Source organism: Bacillus thermotolerans, from assembly GCF_000812025.2.
In the GTDB taxonomy this organism is placed as follows: Bacteria; Bacillota; Bacilli; order Bacillales; family Domibacillaceae; genus Quasibacillus; species Quasibacillus thermotolerans.
This window is the reverse complement of the sequence record NZ_JWJE02000022.1, coordinates 39887-62098: the sequence shown is the minus strand read 5'-3', so window position 1 is coordinate 62098 and position 22212 is coordinate 39887. Positions and strand designations below refer to the sequence as shown.

General features: G+C 41.9%; 23 protein-coding genes and 1 pseudogene. 6 read left to right on the top strand and 18 right to left on the bottom strand.

All coding sequences use genetic code 11. The annotated features are described in order from the left end of the window. Nucleotides 1-323: 323 nt before the first annotated feature. From QY97_RS10315 to QY97_RS10305, 3 genes are read right to left on the bottom strand one after another with little or no spacing between them, the layout of a single operon-like run. Entirely contained in the window at nucleotides 324-1604 is a 1281-nt protein-coding gene (locus QY97_RS10315; protein WP_039235898.1) for a TRAP transporter large permease, read from the bottom strand. Nucleotides 1605-1618: 14 nt separating this feature from the next. After that, nucleotides 1619-2200 (bottom strand): TRAP transporter small permease, encoded by a 582-nt coding sequence (locus QY97_RS10310; RefSeq protein WP_039235895.1) that lies wholly within the window; start codon nucleotides 2198-2200, stop codon nucleotides 1619-1621. A gap of 12 nt (nucleotides 2201-2212) precedes the next feature. After that, complete coding sequence (locus QY97_RS10305) at nucleotides 2213-3220, bottom strand: TRAP transporter substrate-binding protein (RefSeq protein ID WP_039235885.1); 1008 nt, start codon at nucleotides 3218-3220, stop codon at nucleotides 2213-2215. Between the two features lie 519 nt (nucleotides 3221-3739). Here QY97_RS10305 and QY97_RS10300 point away from each other — a divergent pair. Beyond that, on the top strand, nucleotides 3740-4825 hold the full coding sequence (locus QY97_RS10300) for a YeiH family protein (RefSeq protein WP_052725939.1): 1086 nt from the start codon (nucleotides 3740-3742) through the stop codon (nucleotides 4823-4825). 167 nt (nucleotides 4826-4992) lie between these two features. Continuing rightward, nucleotides 4993-5691: a FadR/GntR family transcriptional regulator gene (locus QY97_RS10295; protein ID WP_039235882.1), complete on the top strand. Its 699-nt coding sequence runs from the start codon at nucleotides 4993-4995 to the stop codon at nucleotides 5689-5691. A gap of 68 nt (nucleotides 5692-5759) precedes the next feature. On the opposite strand, the gene QY97_RS10290 is transcribed toward QY97_RS10295, so the two are convergent. The 6 genes from QY97_RS10290 to QY97_RS19930 form a co-directional block, all read right to left on the bottom strand. Then, a complete protein-coding gene (locus QY97_RS10290; protein WP_039235880.1) occupies nucleotides 5760-6824 on the bottom strand; it encodes an Ldh family oxidoreductase in 1065 nt (354 codons plus the stop codon). 80 nt (nucleotides 6825-6904) lie between these two features. Continuing rightward, a complete protein-coding gene (locus QY97_RS10285; RefSeq protein WP_039235878.1) occupies nucleotides 6905-8062 on the bottom strand; it encodes a UxaA family hydrolase in 1158 nt (385 codons plus the stop codon). Nucleotides 8063-8064: 2 nt separating this feature from the next. Continuing rightward, entirely contained in the window at nucleotides 8065-8403 is a 339-nt protein-coding gene (locus QY97_RS10280; protein ID WP_046128719.1) for a UxaA family hydrolase, read from the bottom strand. Between the two features lie 137 nt (nucleotides 8404-8540). Further along, nucleotides 8541-9602 carry a hydroxyacid dehydrogenase gene (locus QY97_RS10275; protein ID WP_315849924.1) on the bottom strand — a complete coding sequence of 354 codons (1062 nt, stop codon included), beginning with the start codon at nucleotides 9600-9602 and terminating at the stop codon, nucleotides 8541-8543. A gap of 354 nt (nucleotides 9603-9956) precedes the next feature. Beyond that, nucleotides 9957-10070, bottom strand: a complete 114-nt coding sequence (locus QY97_RS19935; protein ID WP_099098553.1) for a YjcZ family sporulation protein — start codon at nucleotides 10068-10070, stop codon at nucleotides 9957-9959. Nucleotides 10071-10398: 328 nt separating this feature from the next. Beyond that, the gene (locus QY97_RS19930; protein ID WP_082090250.1) at nucleotides 10399-10509 is read right to left on the bottom strand and encodes a YjcZ family sporulation protein; all 111 of its coding nucleotides are present in this window, start codon (nucleotides 10507-10509) and stop codon (nucleotides 10399-10401) included. Between the two features lie 460 nt (nucleotides 10510-10969). On the opposite strand from QY97_RS19930, the gene QY97_RS10265 reads away from it, so the two are divergent. Further along, nucleotides 10970-11767, top strand: a complete 798-nt coding sequence (locus QY97_RS10265) for a CPBP family intramembrane glutamic endopeptidase (RefSeq protein ID WP_039235873.1) — start codon at nucleotides 10970-10972, stop codon at nucleotides 11765-11767. 174 nt (nucleotides 11768-11941) lie between these two features. On the opposite strand, the gene QY97_RS10260 is transcribed toward QY97_RS10265, so the two are convergent. The 3 genes from QY97_RS10260 to QY97_RS10250 are packed head-to-tail and all read right to left on the bottom strand — an operon-like array spanning nucleotide 11942 to nucleotide 15898. Beyond that, on the bottom strand, nucleotides 11942-13042 hold the full coding sequence (locus QY97_RS10260; protein ID WP_039235870.1) for a GerAB/ArcD/ProY family transporter: 1101 nt from the start codon (nucleotides 13040-13042) through the stop codon (nucleotides 11942-11944). 20 nt (nucleotides 13043-13062) lie between these two features. Then, a complete protein-coding gene (locus QY97_RS10255) occupies nucleotides 13063-14280 on the bottom strand; it encodes a Ger(x)C family spore germination protein (RefSeq protein WP_039235867.1) in 1218 nt (405 codons plus the stop codon). Then, nucleotides 14273-15898 (bottom strand): spore germination protein, encoded by a 1626-nt coding sequence (locus QY97_RS10250; RefSeq protein ID WP_039235865.1) that lies wholly within the window; start codon nucleotides 15896-15898, stop codon nucleotides 14273-14275. The genes QY97_RS10255 and QY97_RS10250 overlap by 8 nt, the downstream gene beginning before the upstream one ends. A gap of 122 nt (nucleotides 15899-16020) precedes the next feature. On the opposite strand from QY97_RS10250, the gene QY97_RS10245 reads away from it, so the two are divergent. Continuing rightward, the gene (locus QY97_RS10245) at nucleotides 16021-16263 is read left to right on the top strand and encodes a hypothetical protein (RefSeq protein WP_039235862.1); all 243 of its coding nucleotides are present in this window, start codon (nucleotides 16021-16023) and stop codon (nucleotides 16261-16263) included. Nucleotides 16264-16326: 63 nt separating this feature from the next. Here QY97_RS10245 and QY97_RS10240 read toward each other — a convergent pair whose 3' ends face one another. From QY97_RS10240 to QY97_RS20830, 6 genes and pseudogenes are all read right to left on the bottom strand, one after another. Then, the gene (locus QY97_RS10240; RefSeq protein WP_039235860.1) at nucleotides 16327-17199 is read right to left on the bottom strand and encodes a YitT family protein; all 873 of its coding nucleotides are present in this window, start codon (nucleotides 17197-17199) and stop codon (nucleotides 16327-16329) included. 226 nt (nucleotides 17200-17425) lie between these two features. Further along, on the bottom strand, nucleotides 17426-17605 hold the full coding sequence (locus tag QY97_RS10235; RefSeq protein ID WP_039235857.1) for a hypothetical protein: 180 nt from the start codon (nucleotides 17603-17605) through the stop codon (nucleotides 17426-17428). A 51-nt stretch (nucleotides 17606-17656) separates the two neighbouring features. Further along, nucleotides 17657-18400, bottom strand: a complete 744-nt coding sequence (locus tag QY97_RS10230) for an amidohydrolase family protein (RefSeq protein ID WP_039235854.1) — start codon at nucleotides 18398-18400, stop codon at nucleotides 17657-17659. Further along, on the bottom strand, nucleotides 18397-19068 hold the full coding sequence (locus tag QY97_RS10225) for an oxidoreductase (RefSeq protein WP_039235851.1): 672 nt from the start codon (nucleotides 19066-19068) through the stop codon (nucleotides 18397-18399). Before QY97_RS10225 ends, QY97_RS10230 begins: the two co-directional genes overlap by 4 nt. A gap of 204 nt (nucleotides 19069-19272) precedes the next feature. After that, the gene (locus tag QY97_RS10220) at nucleotides 19273-19521 is read right to left on the bottom strand and encodes a PepSY domain-containing protein (RefSeq protein ID WP_039235848.1); all 249 of its coding nucleotides are present in this window, start codon (nucleotides 19519-19521) and stop codon (nucleotides 19273-19275) included. 1033 nt (nucleotides 19522-20554) lie between these two features. After that, nucleotides 20555-20653, bottom strand: a pseudogene (locus QY97_RS20830) (YjcZ family sporulation protein); the annotation flags it as partial. A gap of 258 nt (nucleotides 20654-20911) precedes the next feature. Between QY97_RS20830 and QY97_RS10215 the strand changes: the two are divergent. Then, nucleotides 20912-21709 (top strand): ParA family protein, encoded by a 798-nt coding sequence (locus QY97_RS10215; protein WP_039235936.1) that lies wholly within the window; start codon nucleotides 20912-20914, stop codon nucleotides 21707-21709. After that, the gene (locus QY97_RS10210) at nucleotides 21693-21974 is read left to right on the top strand and encodes a hypothetical protein (protein WP_039235845.1); all 282 of its coding nucleotides are present in this window, start codon (nucleotides 21693-21695) and stop codon (nucleotides 21972-21974) included. The genes QY97_RS10215 and QY97_RS10210 overlap by 17 nt, the downstream gene beginning before the upstream one ends. Nucleotides 21975-22212 lie beyond the last annotated feature (238 nt).

Genomic DNA, 22212 nt, shown 5'->3' with positions numbered 1-22212 from the left:
TTCCTATTTTCAGCATGTAGTTCAACACAACACGCAGCCCTGGATATCGCTATAAAAGCTGAACTCATCCAATCAATCCACTCTATTTAAGATAAACCGGATAAGGGCAGCAGGGGCCCCTGTACAGGCTGCAGGGATTCCGCCCCCTATTCTTCCTTTCATCTTTTCTTTTTAACTTCTAATAAACTTTTCTTCTTTAATAATGCATAGAAAAGCACGCTTGAAATCAAGCGTGCGAGCTAGGGGACAGGGAAATGTTATGTCTATGCTTAGAAATCGTTCTCTTTCTCTTATACAACTAATCATTGTAACCTGCTTCTCATTTATAAAGTCGTTAAGAACATAGAAATTTGAGGGATGTAAGTGATGATCATTAAGTCTAAAACCATGATGAGAATAAATGGGGTGACAGCTCGCACTAGCTTATCATATGAAACATCAGCAATCCCTTTAACGATAAATAAATCTAAACCAACCGGTGGAGTAATGAGACCGATTGATAAGTTAACCACCATTACAACTCCAAAGAATACTGGATCTATTCCTACACTCATAGCTACAGGTAGAAGTAGAGGTGTCAAAATAGTTATTGCGGCGGATGCATTAAGGAAGCAGCCGGCAATAAAGAAAACAATGTTAAACATGAAAAGTATAGCGTATGGATGCTGGGAAATCCCTGTCACTAGAGCAGCAAGCTGTTGAGGAATCTGCTCAGCCGTTAATAACCATCCAAAGAGATTAGCAGCCGCTATGATGAACACAACCATTGCTGTCATCTTTGCTGCATTTAGAAATGTATGCGGGACATCTTTCCAATGCATATCTTTGTAAATAAACTTGCTTATTACAAAGGCATAGGCAGCTGCGACGGCGCCTGCTTCAGTTGGTGTAAAAATCCCGCCGCGGATCCCGAAGATAATGATCAAGGGCAAGATGAGTGCGAGTATTCCTTCAATAAATGCTTTCCTGAACGAGACGAACTCAAACTTTCCTTTTTCTTCTGAATAGTTATGTTTCTTGGTTACCCAATAATTGACTAGCATAATAGAGAACCCGATAAGAATCCCAGGAATAATGCCTGCTGTAAACAGGTCACCGATAGAAACGCCTGCAGTCACCCCATAAACAATCATTGGAATGGAGGGAGGGATAACGACAGCAATAGTACCTGCGCTGGCTACAGTAGCAGCTGCAAACCCTTTGTCGTAGCCTTTTTTATCCATCATAGGGATCATCATTTTTCCTACTGCTGCTGTATCAGCTGCTCCTGAACCAGATATGCCAGCAAAAAACATACTGGTCAATGTAGACACCTGTGCAAGGCCTGAGCGAATCCATCCCACAGTGGCAAAAGCGAAACCAGCAATCCGTTGTCCCATACTACCTGCCATCATAAATTCACCAGCTAGCATAAAGAAAGGAATGGCTAGAAGTGGAAATGAGTCAACAGAGGTTAGCAGCCTTTGAGGTACTACCTCTAAAGGCACGTAATAAACACTTGCAAGAAATCCTGCTATAGAAGCCCATATAAGTGAAATAGCGATTGGTACGCCTATGATCATAAGCAAAAACAGAACTGCAAGGACGGCAATTGCTACACTCATTTTAATCTCCCTCCTTATCCTATATTGGTGTTATCTGTAATTACTTTCTCTCCAGTATTTTCATCTTCTGCTTGCCGTTTTTTAGAAACCAAAGTAATAAAATGAGTAACAGAGTGCACAAAACATACCGTAAAGCCTATTAGAATAGCTCCGTAAATCCATGTCATATTAAGCCCCAAAGATGGTGAGATTTGCTGACTAGTAATCTCTAGAATTTTAAACCCGTACACCATTAAGAATACAAATAACGCAGAATTTATAACTTCAATTAACGCAGCTACTCTGTTCTTCCACTTCTCAGGCAGGTAATTCATAACTAGCTCTACTCGTGCATGCCCCTGGCTCTTATAGACCATCCCTATACCCAGGAAAACTATCCAAACAAATAAATAGCGTATTAGCTCCTCGATCCATGTAAAGTTAAACACACTAAAATCTATCATAGGAAGGGCTTCCTTCATAAAAGAACTTTGGAGGATAAAACGTGAAAAGACTTGATAGACTGTCCCAATAAAAGCCAGTGCAAACAGGAGGATAATAACAAAGCGGCTTACTTTATCAATCTTGTCGCTTAATTTATGGAGAAATGGATTCATTTTTCTCCTCCTTTACTTCAGATTTTTTATTTCCTCAATTAAGTCCTTGCCGATAGATTCTTCAAATTCTTTATATACAGGTTCAACTGCCTTTCTAAATGAGTCTAAATCGGGATTTTCTTCGATTTCAATGTCACTAGTTCTTAATTGTTCTAATAACTTCTTCTCTTCTGCTTTTGCGAGTTCTCTCTGATATTGAATTGCTTCTTTTGAGGATTCTTCTATCACTTTTTGAAGATCTGGAGGCAAAGTGTCGAAGGTCGTCTTACTAGTGATAAATATAGCAGCATCATAATTATGTGCAGATAAAGTTAAATACTTTTGCACTTCATGCAGCTTATTCAAGTAAATTTGCGCAAGAGGATTTTCCTGTCCATCAACTACCTTCTGTTCTAGAGCGGTATACAGCTCCCCAAAAGGAATAGGAACAGGTGTGGATTCTAAAGCATTGATAAAAGAAATATATGGAGGTGACTCCTGAACCCGAAGCTTTAATCTTGCAGCATCGTCGCTATTCTTAATTGGATTTTTATTATTAGTGAAATGCCGCCAGCCATTCTCCATGTAGCCTAAATTCAGTAAGCCTTTGTTTTCTAGTCCACTGGCAATCTCTTTGCCAATTTCTCCATCTAATACTCGAAAGGCATGTTCTCTGCTTTCAAATAAGTAAGGCAGGTTAAGAACATTAAATTTTGGTGCGAAGTTCGTTACGGGAGCAACCGAACCAATATGAAAATGAATAGAGCCAATCTGTGCACCTTCTATTTGGTCCCTGCCGTTTCCTAACTGACTGCTTGGAAAGATGTCAATCTGGATTCTTCCATTTGACTCTTTTTCAACCAACTCTTTAAACCTTAATGCTCCCTTATGATAAGGATGCGTTTCAGTTTGCAGATGCCCTAATCTTAAAACATATTCTGCTTTTGGACCTGCTTTGGCTTCCCCAGTCGTCCCAGTATTGGAACATCCACTTAAAATAACGAGGAAGGTGACAATCAAGTAGGCAAAATACTTCTTCATTCAACAAAACCTCCTTTTCATGTAAACCCTTACATTTCTAATTTCATAGCAATACAGTTATCTAAAAAGAGCAAGGAATTACAAATGGGTAAAGCGTTCATCTTAGTTGAAAGGCAACTTCATTACTTCTAGAACCTAGATTACTTTCTACGTTGCAGAGTGATAACCCTCTAATTTTGAGATTATTCGTGTTGTTCACTTTTAACTGGATCATTTGTCCGCCTTTCATACACTGATAAATAAAGCATTACTTGTCTCCCTCTTTTATTTTGTCCTTCCTGAAATATCCCCGCCTACACTCTTTATCGCCGACATCCCCCTTCATTTACTTAGTGGTTTAATGACCCAACCACCTATAAATAAGTAAAACACACACCAAATCTCATTGCAATAAGTTTATTAAATATTTAATAAATTCTGTCAATTTTATTGATTAGTTATCTGAAAAGTGTTTTAATGAAATAAATTGGTTGGGTCACCAAACCAATTTATTTCATTATCAGTAAAGGAGGTTTAATAATGGGTAATCTGAGTTCAATAGAAAAAAAAGCGAAACCTGAGACTGTCCAAGTCATATCATCTAAAAATCTAGACACCCCGAAAGAGCAAAAGAGAGGATTTATTCGCGGCATTTTATTAACAATGACACTGGCTTTAGTTGCTGGTGTTGTTGCACAACTTCCTTTCTTTTCTGTTATGGGCGTTATGATCATTTCCATCATTCTCGGAATGCTTTGGAAAAGTGTAATGTCCCTCCCTTCTGACTCTGCGCCAGGTATAACATTTAGCAGCAAAACGCTGTTGCGAGCGGGAATTATCTTAATGGGTCTGAGGCTTAATTTCGAACAAATTATTTCTGCTGGCTTTTCTATCATTCTGATTGATGTTATAGTTATCCTTTTTACACTAACTCTCATGATATATATGGGTCGCGTTCTTTCGATCGACAAACATTTATCAGCACTTATAGCCGTTGGTACAGCTATCTGTGGGGCAGCTGCTATAGTTGCAGTAGCTCCATTGATTGGTGCTAAAAAAGAATTAACCGCCATTTCAGTAGCCTTCATTGCAATTATGGGAACGGTCGTGACCATCGCTTACACATTTCTCTATCCAGTCTTAGGACTAACCCCTCATGAATACGGCCTATTAACTGGGGCTACTTTACATGAACTGGCACATGTCATTGCTGCCGCTGCACCTGGCGGTATTGAGAGCGGTGATACGGCACTCCTAGTAAAATTAGGGCGTGTAGCCCTTTTAATCCCTGTTGCTGTTATTCTTGGGGTTCTATACAAACCTTCCTCTCACCAAAAAAACTTCAACAATAAAAATTTTAAGAAAAGGCTAAGCGAGCTGCCAGTCCCATGGTTTATTTTCGGTTTCTTAGCGATGTGCCTCATAAACACTATAGGCTTTTTGCCAAACATGATTACCCAGATGTTTATTGCTTTGAGTGTCTTCTTATTATCTATGGCCATGGCAGGATTAGGGCTCAGTGTGAACTTCTCGGATTTCAAGAAATTGAGCAATAGAGTCATACTTACAGGTGTTACAGGGGCTCTCGCTTTAGTCTTTTTAGGCTGGCTAATAACACAGTTTTAGTAAGGGCGATAAGTAAGTTTCTAAATTTCGGCCTAATTCTGCAATATTCATTATTAATTGCTAAGCCTCATGACTCATGATTTAATTAAGCTAAGGTTGAGCCACTGAAAAGGTTACTAATCATTTTTCGCTATTTAAAGAGATTAGAAAATAGGGGGTGAACTTGTATGCAGTTTAATAGAAAAGGTGTCTCAGAACAGGTTGCAGACAATATCAAGCAAAAGATACAAGCGGGTGCATACAAAGTAGGAGAGAAAATACCTGGTGAAAGGGAAATGGCCATGGAGCTCTCTGTCAGCCGAAATACTGTCAGAGAGGCTTATAAAATACTGGAAGCTTATGGCTACTTAACCGTTAAGCACGGGACAGGTGTATTTATTGCCTCTCCGGAAGAGCAGATACAAAAGATGACAGAGGCTTTTTTTGTTTCCTCAGACCATATTAAAGACTTCTTTGCTGTTCGAAAGATTTTAGAAGAATGGACTGTTAAATGGGTGATCGAGAACTCTGACCATGCACAGTTCGATGAACTAGCCAATATTATTGAAAAATCGAAAGAAGTGGCACAAGGAAACTGCAACTTCACTCAGCTTGCAGAACTTGACCATGAATTTCATATGACTCTCGCTAATCAATCTCAAAATACGGTATTGATAAGAATTATGAATTTTTTAATTGACTTGCTTTCGGAAGTCCGCATGCAAACGGCACAAATTCCAGGAAGGGCTGCACAATCGGTTCAAGAACATGCCAAAATTTTAGAGGCTATCAAGCAAAGGGATGTTTTATTGGCTCAGCGGTACATGCGAGAACATTTAGAAAGTGTTGAAAGCTCAATCACTGAAAACAAACTAACAAATAAATAAAAGAATGAAGGCCGTCTGCTAAGAACAGTTTGCAAAACCACTCTCAACAGACGGCCTTAATTCTTGCATCATCTTTTTAATATTTGCTCCCTAGGAAATTCGACATTTAGTTCCTCTCCCATTTTGATCAATTCTTGTACCACATTTTCGGACAACTGAACGCCTTCTTCCAGCCGTGCCAGCTCATCTTTCTTCCTTCTCTCCCCAGGATAGCGTATTTCATTTACTCCGGGTACTTTAGGTACCGTCTTCATTTCCTTTAATAAGCCTTGTATGGAGTGATAAAAAACTTCTAAATTCATGAATTTCTTAATATCCATTAAAATAAAAAAGTGCCCCACATTTGCTTTTTCTGTTTCTTCCTCATTATATATATTTTTAACATGTGGGCCGAACGAAGCACCTGAAAGCACACCGGTTAATAACTCTACTGCTAACGCTAGGGCAGATCCCTTAGCACCGCCTAATGGTAAAACAGAGCCTTCTAATGCCGCATGTGGATCATTAGTTGGACGTCCTTCTCTATCAATTGCCCACCCATCTGGTATTTGCTGGCCTTGCTTGGCTGCTAAAATAATCTTTCCCCGTGCAACTACACTGGTAGATAAATCTATAATGACAGGGGTGTTATCTCCAGTCGGAAACCCAAAAGCAATCGGGTTCGTGCCAAAGAATGCACTTTTTCCTCCCCAAGGTGCAATCCCAGAAGGAGAATTCGTAAATCCTATACACACAAGGTCTTGTTCGCATGCCAGTTGGCAAAAGTAGGATGCCGCCCCAAAGTGATTACTGTTCCTAATGGCAATGGCAGCTACACCTGAGTGTTTAGCTATTTCTATTCCTTTTACAATAGAGTAATAACTAACAATGTGGCCAAGTCCATTATCCCCATCTACTATAAGTACAGAATCACTTTTTTGGTCCAATTGGATATTCGGGATAACGTTTATGCGTTTATCCATAAACCGCTTTATATAGACAGGCAACCGGCTAATCCCGTGGCTATCTGTGCCCTCCAAATTTGCTTTAATTAATGATTCAGACACTATTTTCGCATTCTCCTTAGGCATCCCTACCTTCTCTAATACTCCCCGGCAAAAGCTCTTCAAATCTGTCTCTGTATAGCTATACACTCTGCACGCTCCTTTGAATAACATTAGTTTTCCGTAGTAAAAAGATTCTCCCTACACAAGAATGAGTAGGGAGAATTCTCTTAAGCACTTCGATATAGTTTTGTCATGACAAATTCGCGGTGACCTAACGCTTCTGCGCTTGTTAAACGCCCATTTACCGTCCGTCCAATCATTTCCATCAGCTTGTCTCCCGCCTCTTCAAGAGTGATTTGGCGAGAAAGTAATCCCTGTACATCTACATCAATATGTTCACTCATCGTTCCTGCAGTGAGCGGGTTAGCCGTGATCTTCACTACTGGCTCTATCGGATTCCCAATAATGTTTCCTTGCCCTGTTGGGAATAAATGAAGCACTGCTCCGCCTGCTGCCATTAATGTAATACATTCGGCGGCTGCAGAAGAAGTGTCCATGAAATAAAGGCCATTTCCATTCTCGGGTTTTTCAGCTGGGTCCAACACACCTATGACTTCTTTCGTTCCTGTTTTGGCTATGTTACCCAGCGCTTTTTCTTCTATCGTTGATAACCCGCCTGCAATATTACCTTGCGTAGGCTGTGAGCCAAGGAGATCTACTCCTTTTGATTCGATCTCACCCACGTAGTTGTTATAAACGGCCATGAACTTTTCTTTCAACTCAGGTGTGGCCATTCTCTCACGAATGAGATGTTCCCCGCCTGTAAGCTCTGATGTCTCTCCAAAGAAGACAGTTGCCCCTGCTTCAACTAAGCGATCCACAGCTTGTGAAACAGTCGGACATGAACCTAAGCCTGTTGTTGTATCTGACTCTCCACATTTAATACTGACTGTTAACTCACTGAGCTCGATAGGTTCTCTCTGAAGCTCAGTAGCCCATTGTACATATTCTTTTGCTTTCCAAGAAGCTTTACGAATTGTTTCTAAGTCTCCATTTCCTTCAATAGAGAAATAAGAAACCGGCTTTCCAGTCTCAGCAATACCTTCAGCAATCTTCTTAGACCAGTTTTCTTCAATCCCAATGACAACAACAGCTGCCACGTTAGGGTTTGAACCGGTACCAATCATTGTTCTAAAGTGAAGGTCTAAATCTGGTCCATACTGCAGTCTCCCATAAGCGTGAGGAAGTGCTAGCGTGCCTTGCACTTGTTTTGCTACCGCTTCACAGGCTGCGTTTGAAATATCATCCACTGGTAAAATGATTACATGGTTTCTAATACCTACTTTTCCATTTTCTCTGCGGTATCCAAAAAGTTTTTGTTCCATCCTTACCACCTCGCCGTTTTAATATTGTGAGTATGAACATAATCTCCGACTTCCCATGCTTCTGTTGTTACGCCTACTTTCACTCCATATTTCAGTACTGGTGCCCCTTCTTCTAAGTTAACCAGTGAGATTTTATGTCCTAGCGGGATCTCTCCTCGTGAAACTACTTCAATTTCCGTATTATCGTCCATATAGATGCCTACAACTCGTTCTCCCTTCTCAATTGGAGAGGTTGCTACTCCGACATGGTCCCCCTTGTGGTGAATTAAAAACTTGTGTGTACTGACCTTCGTTGTTTCACCGGACTTTGTAAGGACATCAGTCTGTCTGGCATTACTCATAATAAAGCCCCCTATCATTGTATGGTTGAGTGACCCAACCAATTTGTTATATTCTTATATAACCACTAAATTAATCGACTGTCAATAACTTTTATTAAATATTCTGAATAATTCATCAATATTAATATCACTAATCTTTAAACCGTACATAAAGAAACGCCACCATTTAAAGACTTAGCGACTTCCTGCGCTACCAACAAAGAGGTCCTAACCTGCGACTCCTCTGTCAGTCCCGCTATGTGAGGCGTAAGTGTAATATTTTCGCAGCCCAATAACTGATTGTCTGGAGCTATCGGCTCTTGCTCTAAAACATCTAAAAATGCTCCAGCGATTTCACCTGCTTGCACAGCCTCTAATAAAGCTTCTTCATCAATAATCCCTCCCCTTGAAGAATTAATAATATAAGATCCAGGTTTCATCAATTGTAGTTCTACCTTTGATATTAAGTGCCGGGTATCGTTTGTTAAGGGAACATGCAAGGAGATGTAATCAGACGCCTTTAACAGGTCTTTCAAATCCGTTTTCAGGCCGACCCTTATTTCTGATACTACGTAGTCATAATCTGTTACAAACGGATCATATCCGATCACCTGCATGCCAAATGCCGAAGCTCTGCTGGCAACACGCCGGGATATTTCCCCTAAACCAACTAACCCTAGAGTCCTTCCATAAAGTTCCCCACCAGTAAATTTTGCTCTGTCCCAATTGCCATTGCGGATATCTAAGTTAGCCAAATGAAGGGGTCTTTTTGTACTTAGTAAGGCCGTCATGACATACTCAGCTACTGAAGTAGCGTTTGCATGACGTGCAAAGATTACCTTTACTCCTTTTTCTTTAGCTTCTTGAAGTGAAATATTATCCAGTCCCACCCCTAGCCTTCCAATAACTTTCAGCTTTGTACCTCTGTCTAGCAGCTCCTGATCTACTCTAGTTTGATTTCTTACAATGATAGCGTCATACTCTGCTGCTCTTTCCAATAGTTCTTCTCGCTTATTCCATAAGTTTTGATCGTAGTATACTTTAAAACCGTGGGATTGCAGTTCTTGAATACCTTCTTTCCACATAATTTCAGTGATTAATATCTTCATAAGCTCATCTCCTCCACTAATTACTTTGTAATCAGAATTGTACATTCTTTTAAAAAGCCTCTTCACATCGTTATAAACCGTTACACTTTTCTTATCTTCAAGCTTGGTCATGTGACCCAACCAATTTATACAACAATGATAAATTATTCAAATTATTCAGTCAAATTTAACATATATTCTGTTTATATTGAATTATTGAAAATGGCCGACAGTAATCTTTTTATCTTCTTTTCTTTTAATAAATATTTATTTGTAATGAGGCACAAAAAAGCACGCTTGAAAACAAGCGTGCAAGATAGGGGAGTATCACATGACTGTTATGTCTATCATTCTGTCCACCTAGAGCATGATCTATACGTAGGGATACAGAATGTTAAAATAAAAAGCTATCCAAAAAAGCTTTTTCGGATAGCTTGACCGATCATCTCTTTAGGTACAGAGGGGAGTACCAGGAGGATGATTCTATTAATATTTATCGTGACCGCCTACATAGTGGGCACCAATAATGATTAACAAAATAAACAGCACAACTAGGAGTGCAAAGCCGCTTCCGCCGCCGTAACTATATCCGCAGCCCATCCTTGTCACCTCCTTATTAAAGCTAAGGGAAGTTTGATGCTGTAGGTTATGTATGGACATACCTTTTCGACTAAACACTTGTCCCGTCTTTTTTTACCTTTTGCCGTTTGCCGTTTCGCACAAGAAATATTTTATTCTTTATTTCTTCTTTTATTTATTTATTTTTAAAAATATTTACTCACTAATCAATAGAATCAAACAGCTTGAAGATAAGGTATATCTCCCTTTTATGAAAAATAAAAAGGCTATCGAGGGAGAATCTCAATAGCCTTGGCGGATGATGATGCGCGGTATAAAGAGGAGGTTCAGAGAGGCAGCTGAGTTCCTATTAGTACTTACCGGAACCAGCATAGCAAGCACCGATGATGATCAACAAGATAAACAGCACGACAAGCAGCGCAAAGCCGCTCCCGGATCCGTATCCACAACCGTAACCCATATCATTCACCTCCTCGCGAAAACTCCAAAATAGTCCTGGCGCTATAATGTATGTATGGAGAAGCATGCTTGGCTAGACAATTGTCCCGTATTTATATTTTTTTAACTTTATTTCTTCTTTACTTTTTTTCTTTATTAATTTTAAAAAATATTTATTCTTTTTTAAGGTCAAAAAAACCACGCTTGAGACCAAGCGTGAAAGATAGGGAATTATGGGAATGTTTATGCTACTGCATGTATTATTCTTTCCAGCAGGCCGTCATTTTATGCATCAGGTTCTTACCTTTTTATAGTACGCTCTTACTATGATGGAAAAAGTGCTTTTCAATGAAGGCCAGCTTTCTATATGTTTAAGCCAATTCGTATTATAACTTAATAGTTATGATACGAATGGAAGAGAACTTGAATAAAACGCTCATTTCTAATTTAGCATTAAAGCAGTTGAGTGAAGGGGAGAATGTATGAATACCACCTTGCTTCAAAATATCATTTCTCTATGTGCATTTGCGGTCCTTATTGTTTCAATACAATTAGACAATTATTTACTTATCGGTTTATGGATGCTTATTTCTGTCTTCTTATTTGCTGCGTTTGATCGATCGGCAAAATCGTTTGTTGTTACTAACCTGTTATTCGGAGTCGGCTTCTTTGCTTATTTATATGTAACCGACCATTGGATAGCTTCTTTTCATTCGAAGGAATGGCATGTATTTCTTAACAGGCTATCACTGATTTTTATCCTCATCCCGTTACTCGTTTCTTCTTTTCTTTTCAAAGTCCCTTATAGATCATATTTCAAAAAGACGCAATGGAAGGAGCGAATCTACTTTCCATTTATTTGGTCAGGCTTTCATTGGACAACAGTTCGAACCTTTCTCTTTATAGCATTAGCAATTAACATTGTCGCCTTCTTACCAATAATGGCCCTGAATGGCTGGACATTCATTAAAGAAGTATGGGTCTTGGCACTTATCTTCTCCATCACAAATGGAATACTTGAAGAGATCATTTGGAGAGGCGCTCTTTTAGGTCAATTTTCGGCTCAGCTAGGTGAGAAATGGGGGGTGATCGTAACGAGCCTAGGATTTGGACTGCAGCATTACCACCTTGGGATGCCTTGGCTGCTGTGCATCGCTCTTTCTTTAGGAGGGGTGTTCTATGGGGGCGTTACTGTTAAATCTAAAAGCATTCTTCCTTCAACGATCTGGCACATCGCTTTAAATGTTCTTATGGTTCTTAGCGGCTTGCTGTTAAATTGATATTCAGAAGAGATAGTACAGGGCATTCGCCCATTCATCGATCTGTTATCTGAAACTCAACGGTGATTCAAACAGTCGGCGGCAAAAGCTAAGATGGCATCTCCTGTACTTAAAGATCCCGAAAAAGCTGATCCCTCCCGACAAGGAATCAGCTTTTCGTGTGTTGCCCCTCTGCTACTGTCCCTGTTTCCTTTTTGTTTTCAAGAACGCCAGGGTGAGAAGAAAAAGAGGAATAACTATCTGAAACGGAATGTGAAGAAACACCGGGACGAGCTGTAAGCCCTCCTGAAGATGCTCAGCAAAATTACTGGCGATGGTCACAGATAATATTAATATAACCAGTCCAATAGGATAAGCTAGGCGGGACGGGTTTTCGATTTGAAACAAGTTGGCCGTCCCTGTGACTACAGCGTATAACAAAATGCTGATTTTAAAAAAACCTGCAACCACTAACGTGAGCATAAAGAAAATGTCCAGCCGCTCCAAAAACTCTGCCACTTGAATCATTTGTATCGTCGTAAGGAGAGGAAATTGCGAACGGCTGGTTAGGCTGACTCCAAGAACACTGATATTTATAGCCATGACCGACGCAAGAATCACCCCGCTTAGTCCGATTGCAAGTAATCCTATCTTCCTGGCTTTAAAGGGATGATTTAAATAAGGTAGAAGCATTGCGAAGACGACCGTTTCCCCAAATGGAAAATACAAAGTTTCCGTCAGTGTCACCTTTAAGACGGAGGAGATTCTCTCTTCCAGCACAGGTTTCAAATTGCTTGGGTCGATTAAACCCGAAACCAGCACTAGAATAAATCCGGCGACGGCGACAACAACGATCAGCACAAACAACAATTCTCCTGACCTTGCCAGCACCTCCACCCCTTTATGGACCGTGTAGACAACCACGATGACCAGCAAAGCGTTAATGATAAATAAAGGCGTGTCAGGGTAGGCGAAAGTGACCAGCATCACGCCAAAATCGCGCATAATCCTTGCTGCAATATAAGCGAAATACAGTAAATAGAAAAAGGCAAGGATCCGCCCAAGCGTTTTACCAATTATTTTTTGTACATACTCTGTGGGCAGTATATCAGGATAAAAACGAAAGAGACGGTCATACATAAGAAATATTCCCCCTCCTCCTATCATTCCAAGGAGAATGGCGAGCCAGGCATCCTGTTTAGCGCCAATCGCAAGAGGGAGAATTAAAGCACTTCCTAATTCAAACAGCAGCACAAGAACAAAGAGCTGATAGGCGCTAATTTTCGCCTTCTCCATGGCCGGATCACTTCCTTTGTTTAACGATTTTCTTCTGTTTGAGAAAGGAACGATTTGTTTCGCAAGCCGGACCGCCGCACAAAGGCATCTACCTTGACCTCTACTTGTAATTCTGGAAAATGGCGATCGTCCCATTCTGCCTTCAATGTTTCCCACGCGTCTGGGTCTAAACGCCGGACTGCTTCTCCAAAACCGAAAACATCAGATTTGTATTCCTTCGCTTCTTGAACAGCCTGTTCTATCTCTTTCTTTATTTCTTCTTCCGCTCCCTTTTCGATCTCTAAAAATACATGCGGATCTGTTAAATCAATGGGTACGATCACTTCACCAATGTCCCCTTCAGCCCGCACCTCAACCGTGATGATCGGCTGGCCATCCTGCATTCTGGCGGAGATATTCGTTTTTTGACGCATCACTTGATAAGAGATTGCCCCTTTTTCTTCCTTCCAATTGATGGTTACATTGGTTCTTTTGATTCTATCCAGAATCCATACACTGCCCTTAGCAGCTTCTCCATGTATCCAGCCAATAAGCTTTCCTTCTTTAAAAACCGCAAGTCCGTTAGTCTGAATGGTTGCTGCGGGAGCCGTTTGCTGAATGCTTTCCATTTTCTTTGCCTCGTCATGATCTCCAATTAAGTGAAAACCGGTGATAAGCGGCTCTTTTCCAGAGGAAGTAAGGGCATTAATAACCTCTTTAATATTGACATTCAGGTGCTCTCCCCAGCTTTCTTCTGTAAACTTTAATGTTTTAATGATTTTGCTCGAAGGAATTTTATCAATGGGCGTCAATGCCTTCATAATATCGCCAGCCTTTACGCCATGGGCAATGATTACAGTTGTAGTGACCCGGAATTCAGGATCACGGTCCATGGCATCAAGAATTTTGGTAATCCCTTCTTCTCGCGCCAGCTGCTCATCAATGACCACTAAATTGGTATGTGCATAATACAGCCTTCTTGATACTTTAGTTGATAATTCCCTGCTGGCCTCTATAATATTATCGCCAGTGGCAGAATACACGCTGACAGGGGGGCCCTGGCCGCTGCCCCCGCCCTGCTGTCCCTCCGCCACGTTTCCCGGGTTAACAACCTGAATTGTGCCAACATACTTGCCTTCTTCATTCTTTTCAATGCCCAAGCCGGCGACAAGCGCAAGATCCGTCAGCTCTTTTTTGCTCCAGCAGCCTGAAAGCAGCACAGCTCCCAGCAGGAAAATAAAGAAGAGACGTTTATTCATTTGAATCACCTTTTTCATTCGAACGGCTGACCATTTCACGATTCATAGGCGGCCGCGGTTTCTGACGGCTCCCTTCTCGGACCGTATTTTCCCCGCTGATCAATCGAGGGCGCTGCCAGAAGGCCCACCATGGTGCTCTTATAATGGTGTCGCTATTATTGACGAGCGTGAACGGGGCAAGCGGTGACATGTAAGGAACCCCGAATGAACGCAGGCTGCAAAGGTGGACGGTAAGCATAATAATTCCCAGGATAATCCCGTAAAAGCCGAATGTAGCAGCGGCTACCATAAATAAAAAGCGAATGAGCCGGGCGGAAATCGCAACGGAATAAGAGGGAGTAGCAAAGCTGGCAATCGCTGTAATGGAAACTATAATGACCATAGCGGGCGAAACAATTCCCGCCTGGACGGCTGCTTGTCCGATGACAATGGCACCGACAATCGAAATGGCCGAGCCTACCGCCCTTGGCATTCGAATCCCCGCTTCCCTTAAAATTTCGAAGGTGATTTCCATCAGGAGCGCTTCAATGAAGGATGGAAAAGGCACTGCTTCTCTCTGGGCAGCGACCGTAATGAGCAGCTGGGTCGGAATCATCTCCTGGTGGAAGGTGGTCGCTGCAACATAGGCCGCGGGGGCGATAAGAGAGATAAAGAAGATAAGAATCCGCAAAAAGCGGAGGGCTGTCGCAAGATCAAAGCGGGTATAATAATCTTCCACCGATTGAAAAAACTGGATAAAAACAGCCGGGGCAAGCAATACAAACGGAGTCCCGTCGACAAAAATGGCCACTCTGCCCTCCATAAGGTTCCCAGCCACGGCATCTGGCCTTTCCGTGTGATAGAGGGTTGGGAAGGTCGTGAAGGTTTGATCCTCAATTAATTGTTCCACGTACCCCGACTCAAGAATGCTGTCTACATTAATCTGTTTGAGTCGTCTGCGAACCTCCTTGACAACCTTCTCATTTGCCACGTCGTTTATATACATAATGGCCACCTCTGTTTTCGTCGTTTGGCCAATCTTCATGGGCTCAACCCACAAACTCGGATTTCTAATACGTCTGCGCACAAGAGAAATATTCGTTCGGATGTCCTCTGTGAAGCCGTCTCTCGGACCGCGTACGACTACCTGGCTGCTTGGCTCTTCAATGGCCCGCTTTTCTCCGCCTCTCGTATCGATGATTAGCACTTCTGCCGTTCCATCAATGAAAATCAGCGCTTCACCTGCCATTAAGGAGGAAAATAATTGATCCCACTCACGCCCCGTTACTACGTCGCCAAAGGGCACCGCCTTTTTCTTTAAGAGGCCTAATGGTTCTTGCTGGGTGACTTTTTCCTGTAAATTCTGATTTTTCATGAGGGACTCGATTAAAAAGTCTTTAATCGATTGGTCATCTACCATCCCCTCTATGTAAACAATCGCCGTTCGAACGCTGTCATTCAATCCCATGCTTAACTCGCGGATAATGACATCCGGACTGTTCCCTGTTTTCTCTTTAATGATCTCAAGATTTATAGATAAGGAAGCATCGATTGTATTTAGCCAGTCGATTTCAGGGTGACGTTTATCATTAAGGCCATTTGCCTTTTTCTTTTGTCTTTTCTTAAAAAAGCCAAGCATTTTCCTGTACCTTCCAATGTTTTTATTATCAGTTTTATCCAATTGGAAATGTGTTCATACACGACAGATTTTCTCATACAGATGTTCTGTAAAGGGAAGGATAAGCTAAAAGGAGGGTAAGAATGAAGATCCTCGGTATTACAGCACTCATCCTATTGCCTTTAATGGCTTTTTCTTTTTGGATGGATTACCTGCAAGGATTCAACCTGCAAACCTCTATTCAGAACATCACTAGTGCGTTTCGTGTAATGGATATAATGGAAATGGTCGTTATGAGTGCTTTTCTTCTCATCTTGCTGATCCAATTATTGTACTCCTGGTACCAAGAAAAGAAAGGAAATTCGAAGGTTCGTAAAGCTCATTAGACAGGCGGCTCTTACACAAAAAAGCCGATTTCCTGTTCAAGGAAGTCGGCCTTTTCTTTTTAGTTAATGGATATTACGTTTCTTAAAGCTGCCGCCCCGAACCTCTGCGACGTCATAGACCGTCACAAAGGCGCTGTCATCAATTTCGTGGATAATTTCTTTCATTTTACTGTCTTCCAGACGATTAATCACGCAAGTAATTTCTTTAAATTGTTCATGAGAATAACTGCCCTGCACAAGATTATAAGTGGCACTGCGGCCTAAGCGATCACGGATGGTTTCTACCATGAGCTCGGGCTCACTAGTAATAATTTTAAACGTTTTCGAGCCGCTTAATCCTTCTTCTACAATATGAATTACTTTAGAAGCGATGAAATAAGCGATGGCGGACAAGATCGCCCCTTTGAGGCCAAAGACAGTGGAGACAACAATGAAGACGAATAAGTTTAAAAATAAGATCAAATCACTTGTCCCGAACGGCAATTTGCGCGAAAGCAGCACAGCCAGCATATCAATGCCATCTAGCGCCCCGCCATTCCGCAAGGCTAATCCCATCCCGAAACCGATAATAATGCCGCCAACCACCGTCACTAACAGCGTATCTCCTTCAATAATGGTGGGCACATGGTGCATAAGCATCGTACCAGCAGCCAGAGAAGCAATCCCGATTACCGAATAAATCGCAAAGCTTTTGCCAATTTGCTTGTATCCTAAGAAGACGAACGGAATATTCAATATAGCAATCAGAAGACCGAGAGGCAGGCCAACCCATTGCGAACCAACGATGCTCAGACCTGTCACACCCCCGTCTGACACGTTATTCGGGATTAATACAGATTCGAGCCCGTAGGCCGTAATAAAGCCTCCAATGATCACTAGTACTATTCGTAACAGCCTCATCAGCCGTTTAGGTTTTTGTTTATTGGTTGTGCTCATTTTTCGTTTCCTCATTTCGAACAGTTTTTCTCTTTGACGCATGTTCCGACTATGTACATCCCTATGTTTTGCCCATTCTCTCCCCCTTTTCAGCTCCCCCTATATTCATGCCACATGTTTAGGCGACATCCTGCGTGTGACAGGAGTGCAAGGTCCTAGTTTACCGCCCATTCCTAAAAGGGCAAAAAAAGCGACTCTTCGCTATCGAAGAATCGCCCTCGCCCATTCAAGAACTATTCTTTCTTAATTCTACCATATAACCAATAAATCCCGCAAAACCGCCAACAGCAAGTACGGCAGGAACGAAAGATGAATCTGCAACCGGGTTCAACAAACGATACACACCGAATGAAAACAACATAAGACTGCTGATAAGCCCGATGATGATTCGGATGTTCCTCTTCACCTCCAACGCCTCCTGTCTGTATATTGGTTTACCGCAAGCGGACAATATAGCTTATTTTATGTACCATTCGAGGGTATTTTTATATAAGACTTTCTCCGCCTGCGTCTCTTCCAGTGTGTTCATGATCATATCTACATCAGATAGTTGGAACGGCCTCTCCGCTCTTGTCGACGGCAAATCAGTCCCAAACATCAAAGCATCCGGGTTAACTGCGTAGATCGACCGGATCGCTTTGGCAGGATCAAAGTCGAGGCGTCCAAAGCCTGTCGCTTTCACCCTCACCCCTTGTGCTGCTAAGGATAGTACGTTCTTTAAGCCGGCCTTGGACAGGCCAAGGTGATCGATCGATACTGCCGGCAGCTTTTCCACTGTTGCGGTGATTTCAGGCAGCTGTTTGGAATCAATGTACAGCTCTGTGTGCCAGTTGACGAGCTCATGGACCCGTTTGGCAAAGTACTCCATTTCGTTGATGATCTCTAGTCCTCCCCGGTTAATATTAAACCGCAGGGCTCTTACTCCTGACTCATTTAGCTTAATAATGTCTTCATCTGAGGTGTCGGGGGGCAGCTGCGTCACTCCCACAAAGTTTTCACCGAGTGTCTTGATCGCGTCGATTAAATATGACTGGTCAAAGCCCTGAAAGGAACCTGACACAATGACTCCGCCTGCTACTTTTAGCTGATCTATGCTCTTTAAATAATCGGCACAGGAAAAATAATCCGGAAGATAGCCCTGATTCGGGATCAATGGAAACCGCTGATCGATAATATGCAAGTGTGCGTCAAAAATCTTCATGCCTTTTCCCTCCCACTTTTCTGAGCTATTTCGTCCGATTCATACACGTGCACACCAGAGCAATCACCCTGGGCTGTTAGACACATGGCTCGTGCAACCGCAGTTGCCTCGATAGGCCGATACTTCCGCAAGGGTCCAGAAAAAAGCGGCAATAACTTGCTGGATAGGGCACCGCCAAACCGCTCACCCAGCCGAAACTCCTCCCGGTCACCAAGAAGAAGAGACGGCCGAAAAATATGCAAGGCGGGAAGACCCAGCTCCCCAAGTGCCTCTTCGACCTCCCCCTTGACCCGTGAATAGAACATACGGGATAACGCATTCGCCCCCATTGACGAGATGATTAAAAACTGTTTTGCCCCTTGTTCCTTCGTCATCCGTCCCAGGGTGAGCGGATACACATAGTCTACCTGGCGGAACGCTTCCTGAGTGCCTGCTTTTTTAATCGTTGTACCTAGCGCACAGAACACATCCGCTCCCGCCAGGTCTAACTCGGTTTTCTCCAGCTCATCAAAATGGAGGATCTTCTCCTGCAGCTTTGAGTGTGTAAGTCCCGTAGACCGCCGTACAATCAGTATAACTTCCGTATATGCGGGTTCCTTTAACAGCAACCGGACAAGCTCTCTCCCGACCAAACCGGTCGCCCCTGCTACAACCGCCTTTCGCTTCATTGCTAACGCCCCTTTTCGCTCTTGATAACCAAAAGCATAACAGGAGCAGAGCGATCCATCCAATAATTTTTGTATAAATGTAGGGGAGCGATTCTCGTTTAACTAACTGACCTGACACTTTTAATACGATAGTTTCATGAATGAAAACAAATAAAGCGATGCCTTGTTAAAGCACCGCTCCTCTACCTCAAAGAACAGACCGTGTTAATCATAATCGTTTTCTTGTTCTACCTTTAAAATTTGCCCTGACTTTGCAAGAATCTCAACCTCGATTATTCTGTTATCTGACGTTAGAATAAAAACTTCATAAACCAATACACCGTTTTCTAAATCCATATCTATATGTTGAATTTGCCCAGGCACACGATTAAGGGCAATTTCTTGAGCCTGCTGCTTAGTAATTCTTTGTCTATACATTTGCCTTGGATTTCCGTGGTAATAATTTTCGTACATTCAAATTCCACCTCTCTAAATGCATTCACTCATTTATCAATATGTGTTAAACAAATGGAAGGTGCGAGGTGAAAACCAGCTTCTTTAAACATCGGCGGGTAATGGCCTCAAATTATTATGATAAGGTATTAAAGAAGAAGGATAGATAAAGATGAACAGTGAATAATCTATAGATGAATACAGTAAGAGAAGGACCTTGCGCTGAAATAAAAAACAATAAAATCATTAAAAATTTCTCACAAATATTCTTGTGCAGTCTTCTTTTTTCAAGATAAATGGATTCTAAAGGCAAGCTTTATTGATTGAAAATAAAAAAAGAAGCAACCAGCTTCTGATCGCTTCCTTCTTCTATTCAGCAGCTCACGAAGCCAGCTGCTTATGTATGCTTGGGATAAATCTGTGAAGTAATTTCTTTCATCTTTCTCCATACCGGCCCCGCCTACGCCAAGTATGATGATGACCACGCATGTCATCCAACCTGTCTTTATTATATATGGAAACGCTTTCAATTTTCAAATACTTTCGTCATACAAGTTTCGACAAACATATTGCTGCCGGGGTAGTGAATTAGTTGTTTTTTCGTTCTTTTCTTTTTTTCTTGTTTTATTTTTTTCCTTATAAGAATAAAGATTTTATTACTCTTTTCTTTAGTTAAAGAAATGTTCCTCTATATTCAATGACCAATAAGGCTCCGCTATTGCAGTCTTACTATTAGAACTCTCCTAATTGCTCGGGCCGGCTCTACCGCTCCGTAATTTAATTCATAACATTAGCTAAAACAATAAATTTTAAAGAAAAATTTATTAGATGAAAAAAATAAAAGAAGAAATATTGTTTTCATCATCACAAAAAGGAGGCCCGGGCTTCTCCCAGACCTCCTTCTTATAATGGACGCTCCTTGAACCTTATCCTGCGCATTCCTTGCAGAAATAGCAGAGAGTCGTTTATCTATATCACGAGTTTAGCACCAATGACCTTTGCCATGGCCGTACCCGCCGCCATAGCCGCCACCACCGAAGCCACCGCCGCACACATAAGCAGCTCCTACGATGATGAGCAGGATGAAGAGTACTACGATCAGCGCAAAGCCTGATCCGTATCCACCGCCGCATTCGTATCCTTTTTCACTCATGAGTTGCACCACCTTTATATTGTGATTTTACATTGTATAGAAATGAAGCCGAAATGGGGTGGGCATTCGTCACGACCTTTCCATTTTTTATAATCTTTTTTTAGATTCAGGAAGGAAGCAACCTTCAAAAGGCTTTTCCATCCTTCACTAAATTCTCTAAAAGAATGCAAAAAACATGCAGGTTTATCCAAGCTTGTTGTAGAATAAAGAAGCGAAGAAAAGAAGAAAACAATGTTCGAAGAAAGGAAGGCGCGAATATTGGCAATTACAATTACGATGGGCATCCAAAAAGGGGGATGCGGTAAGTCAACGACGACAGGCATTCTTTCATACTTATTGCAGGAAGATGGCTACCGTGTATTGGCGGTTGATATGGATAGCCAAGGAAACTTAACGGAGCTGTTGAGCGGTCAGCCCGCAAATGACTTCATGGGAAAATCTGTATTGGAAGCCATGCAGCACGGCAGCGTAAGAAGTTACACGGTCCCGATTAGCGAAAATTTGGACCTGCTGCCGGCTAACAACTTTCTAGCTACACTGCCGCGTTGGATTTATACGGGCAAGACATATCAAGGGGAAAGCATTCCAGCCGGGGGAAACCCTGTAGGCATACTCGACCGGGCATTGGAGGAAGTGCGGAATGATTATGATTTCATCGTCATTGATACACCGCCATCCTTATCTGAACAAACCACAAATGCCCTATGTGCCAGTGAATATGTGGTCGTGATGTTTGAATGCTCGAATTGGAGCTATTCTGCGATTCCGAATTTCATGGATTCCGTTTCAAGTGCGAATGAGTTAGGAAGCCGCGATACTCAGGTCCTTGGTATTTTAAGAACCATGAACGATGTACGGCGCAGTGATGCAAAAGCATTTAACGAGCTGATTGCAGAAGACTATCCGGAGGAAGTGTTCGATACTATCATCACACGGAAAGCTCCGATCGGCCGGCTGTCTCTCTATGGGTTTAATGAAAATGCTGAATTGAAACACGCGTTAGAGCAATACAGAAATTTTTATAAGGAGCTGATTGAACGTGTCAAAGGTCAATGACATCAAGAACAGAAAACGCCAGCAAAAGACGATCTCGCCGACACAGGCCCTGGCTCAATCTTTTGAGGAAAACAATATTACTTCTAACGAAGAAAAGAAGAAAACCACTAATGAAGAAAACAAACCAAAAAGAAGACGTGTCTCCTTCGACCTTCGGGCAGATCTGCATAAAGAGTTAAAGATGCAGGCGACTATTCAGGAGAAGAAAATTTATATGCTGATTGAAGAAGCATTGGAGAAGTATTTGGAGGAAGTAAAAAAATGAGCTTTTGCAAGAAAAGCCTTGAGGAACTCTAACAATTTTCATCATTAGTTATATAGCATGAAAGAGCCGCCCCCTTCGTCTAAACTTAAGGATCGGCTCTTTCAATTTTTAATAACAGGAGAAGAAACCTCCGCTTTGCGCAAAGAAAATTATGGAGTACTTAGAGCTAGCCAAGAGAAACTTCATCTGCCTCTCGTGGGTGATGGGGCAGCGGTAACAGCTGAAAGACTGAATAAAA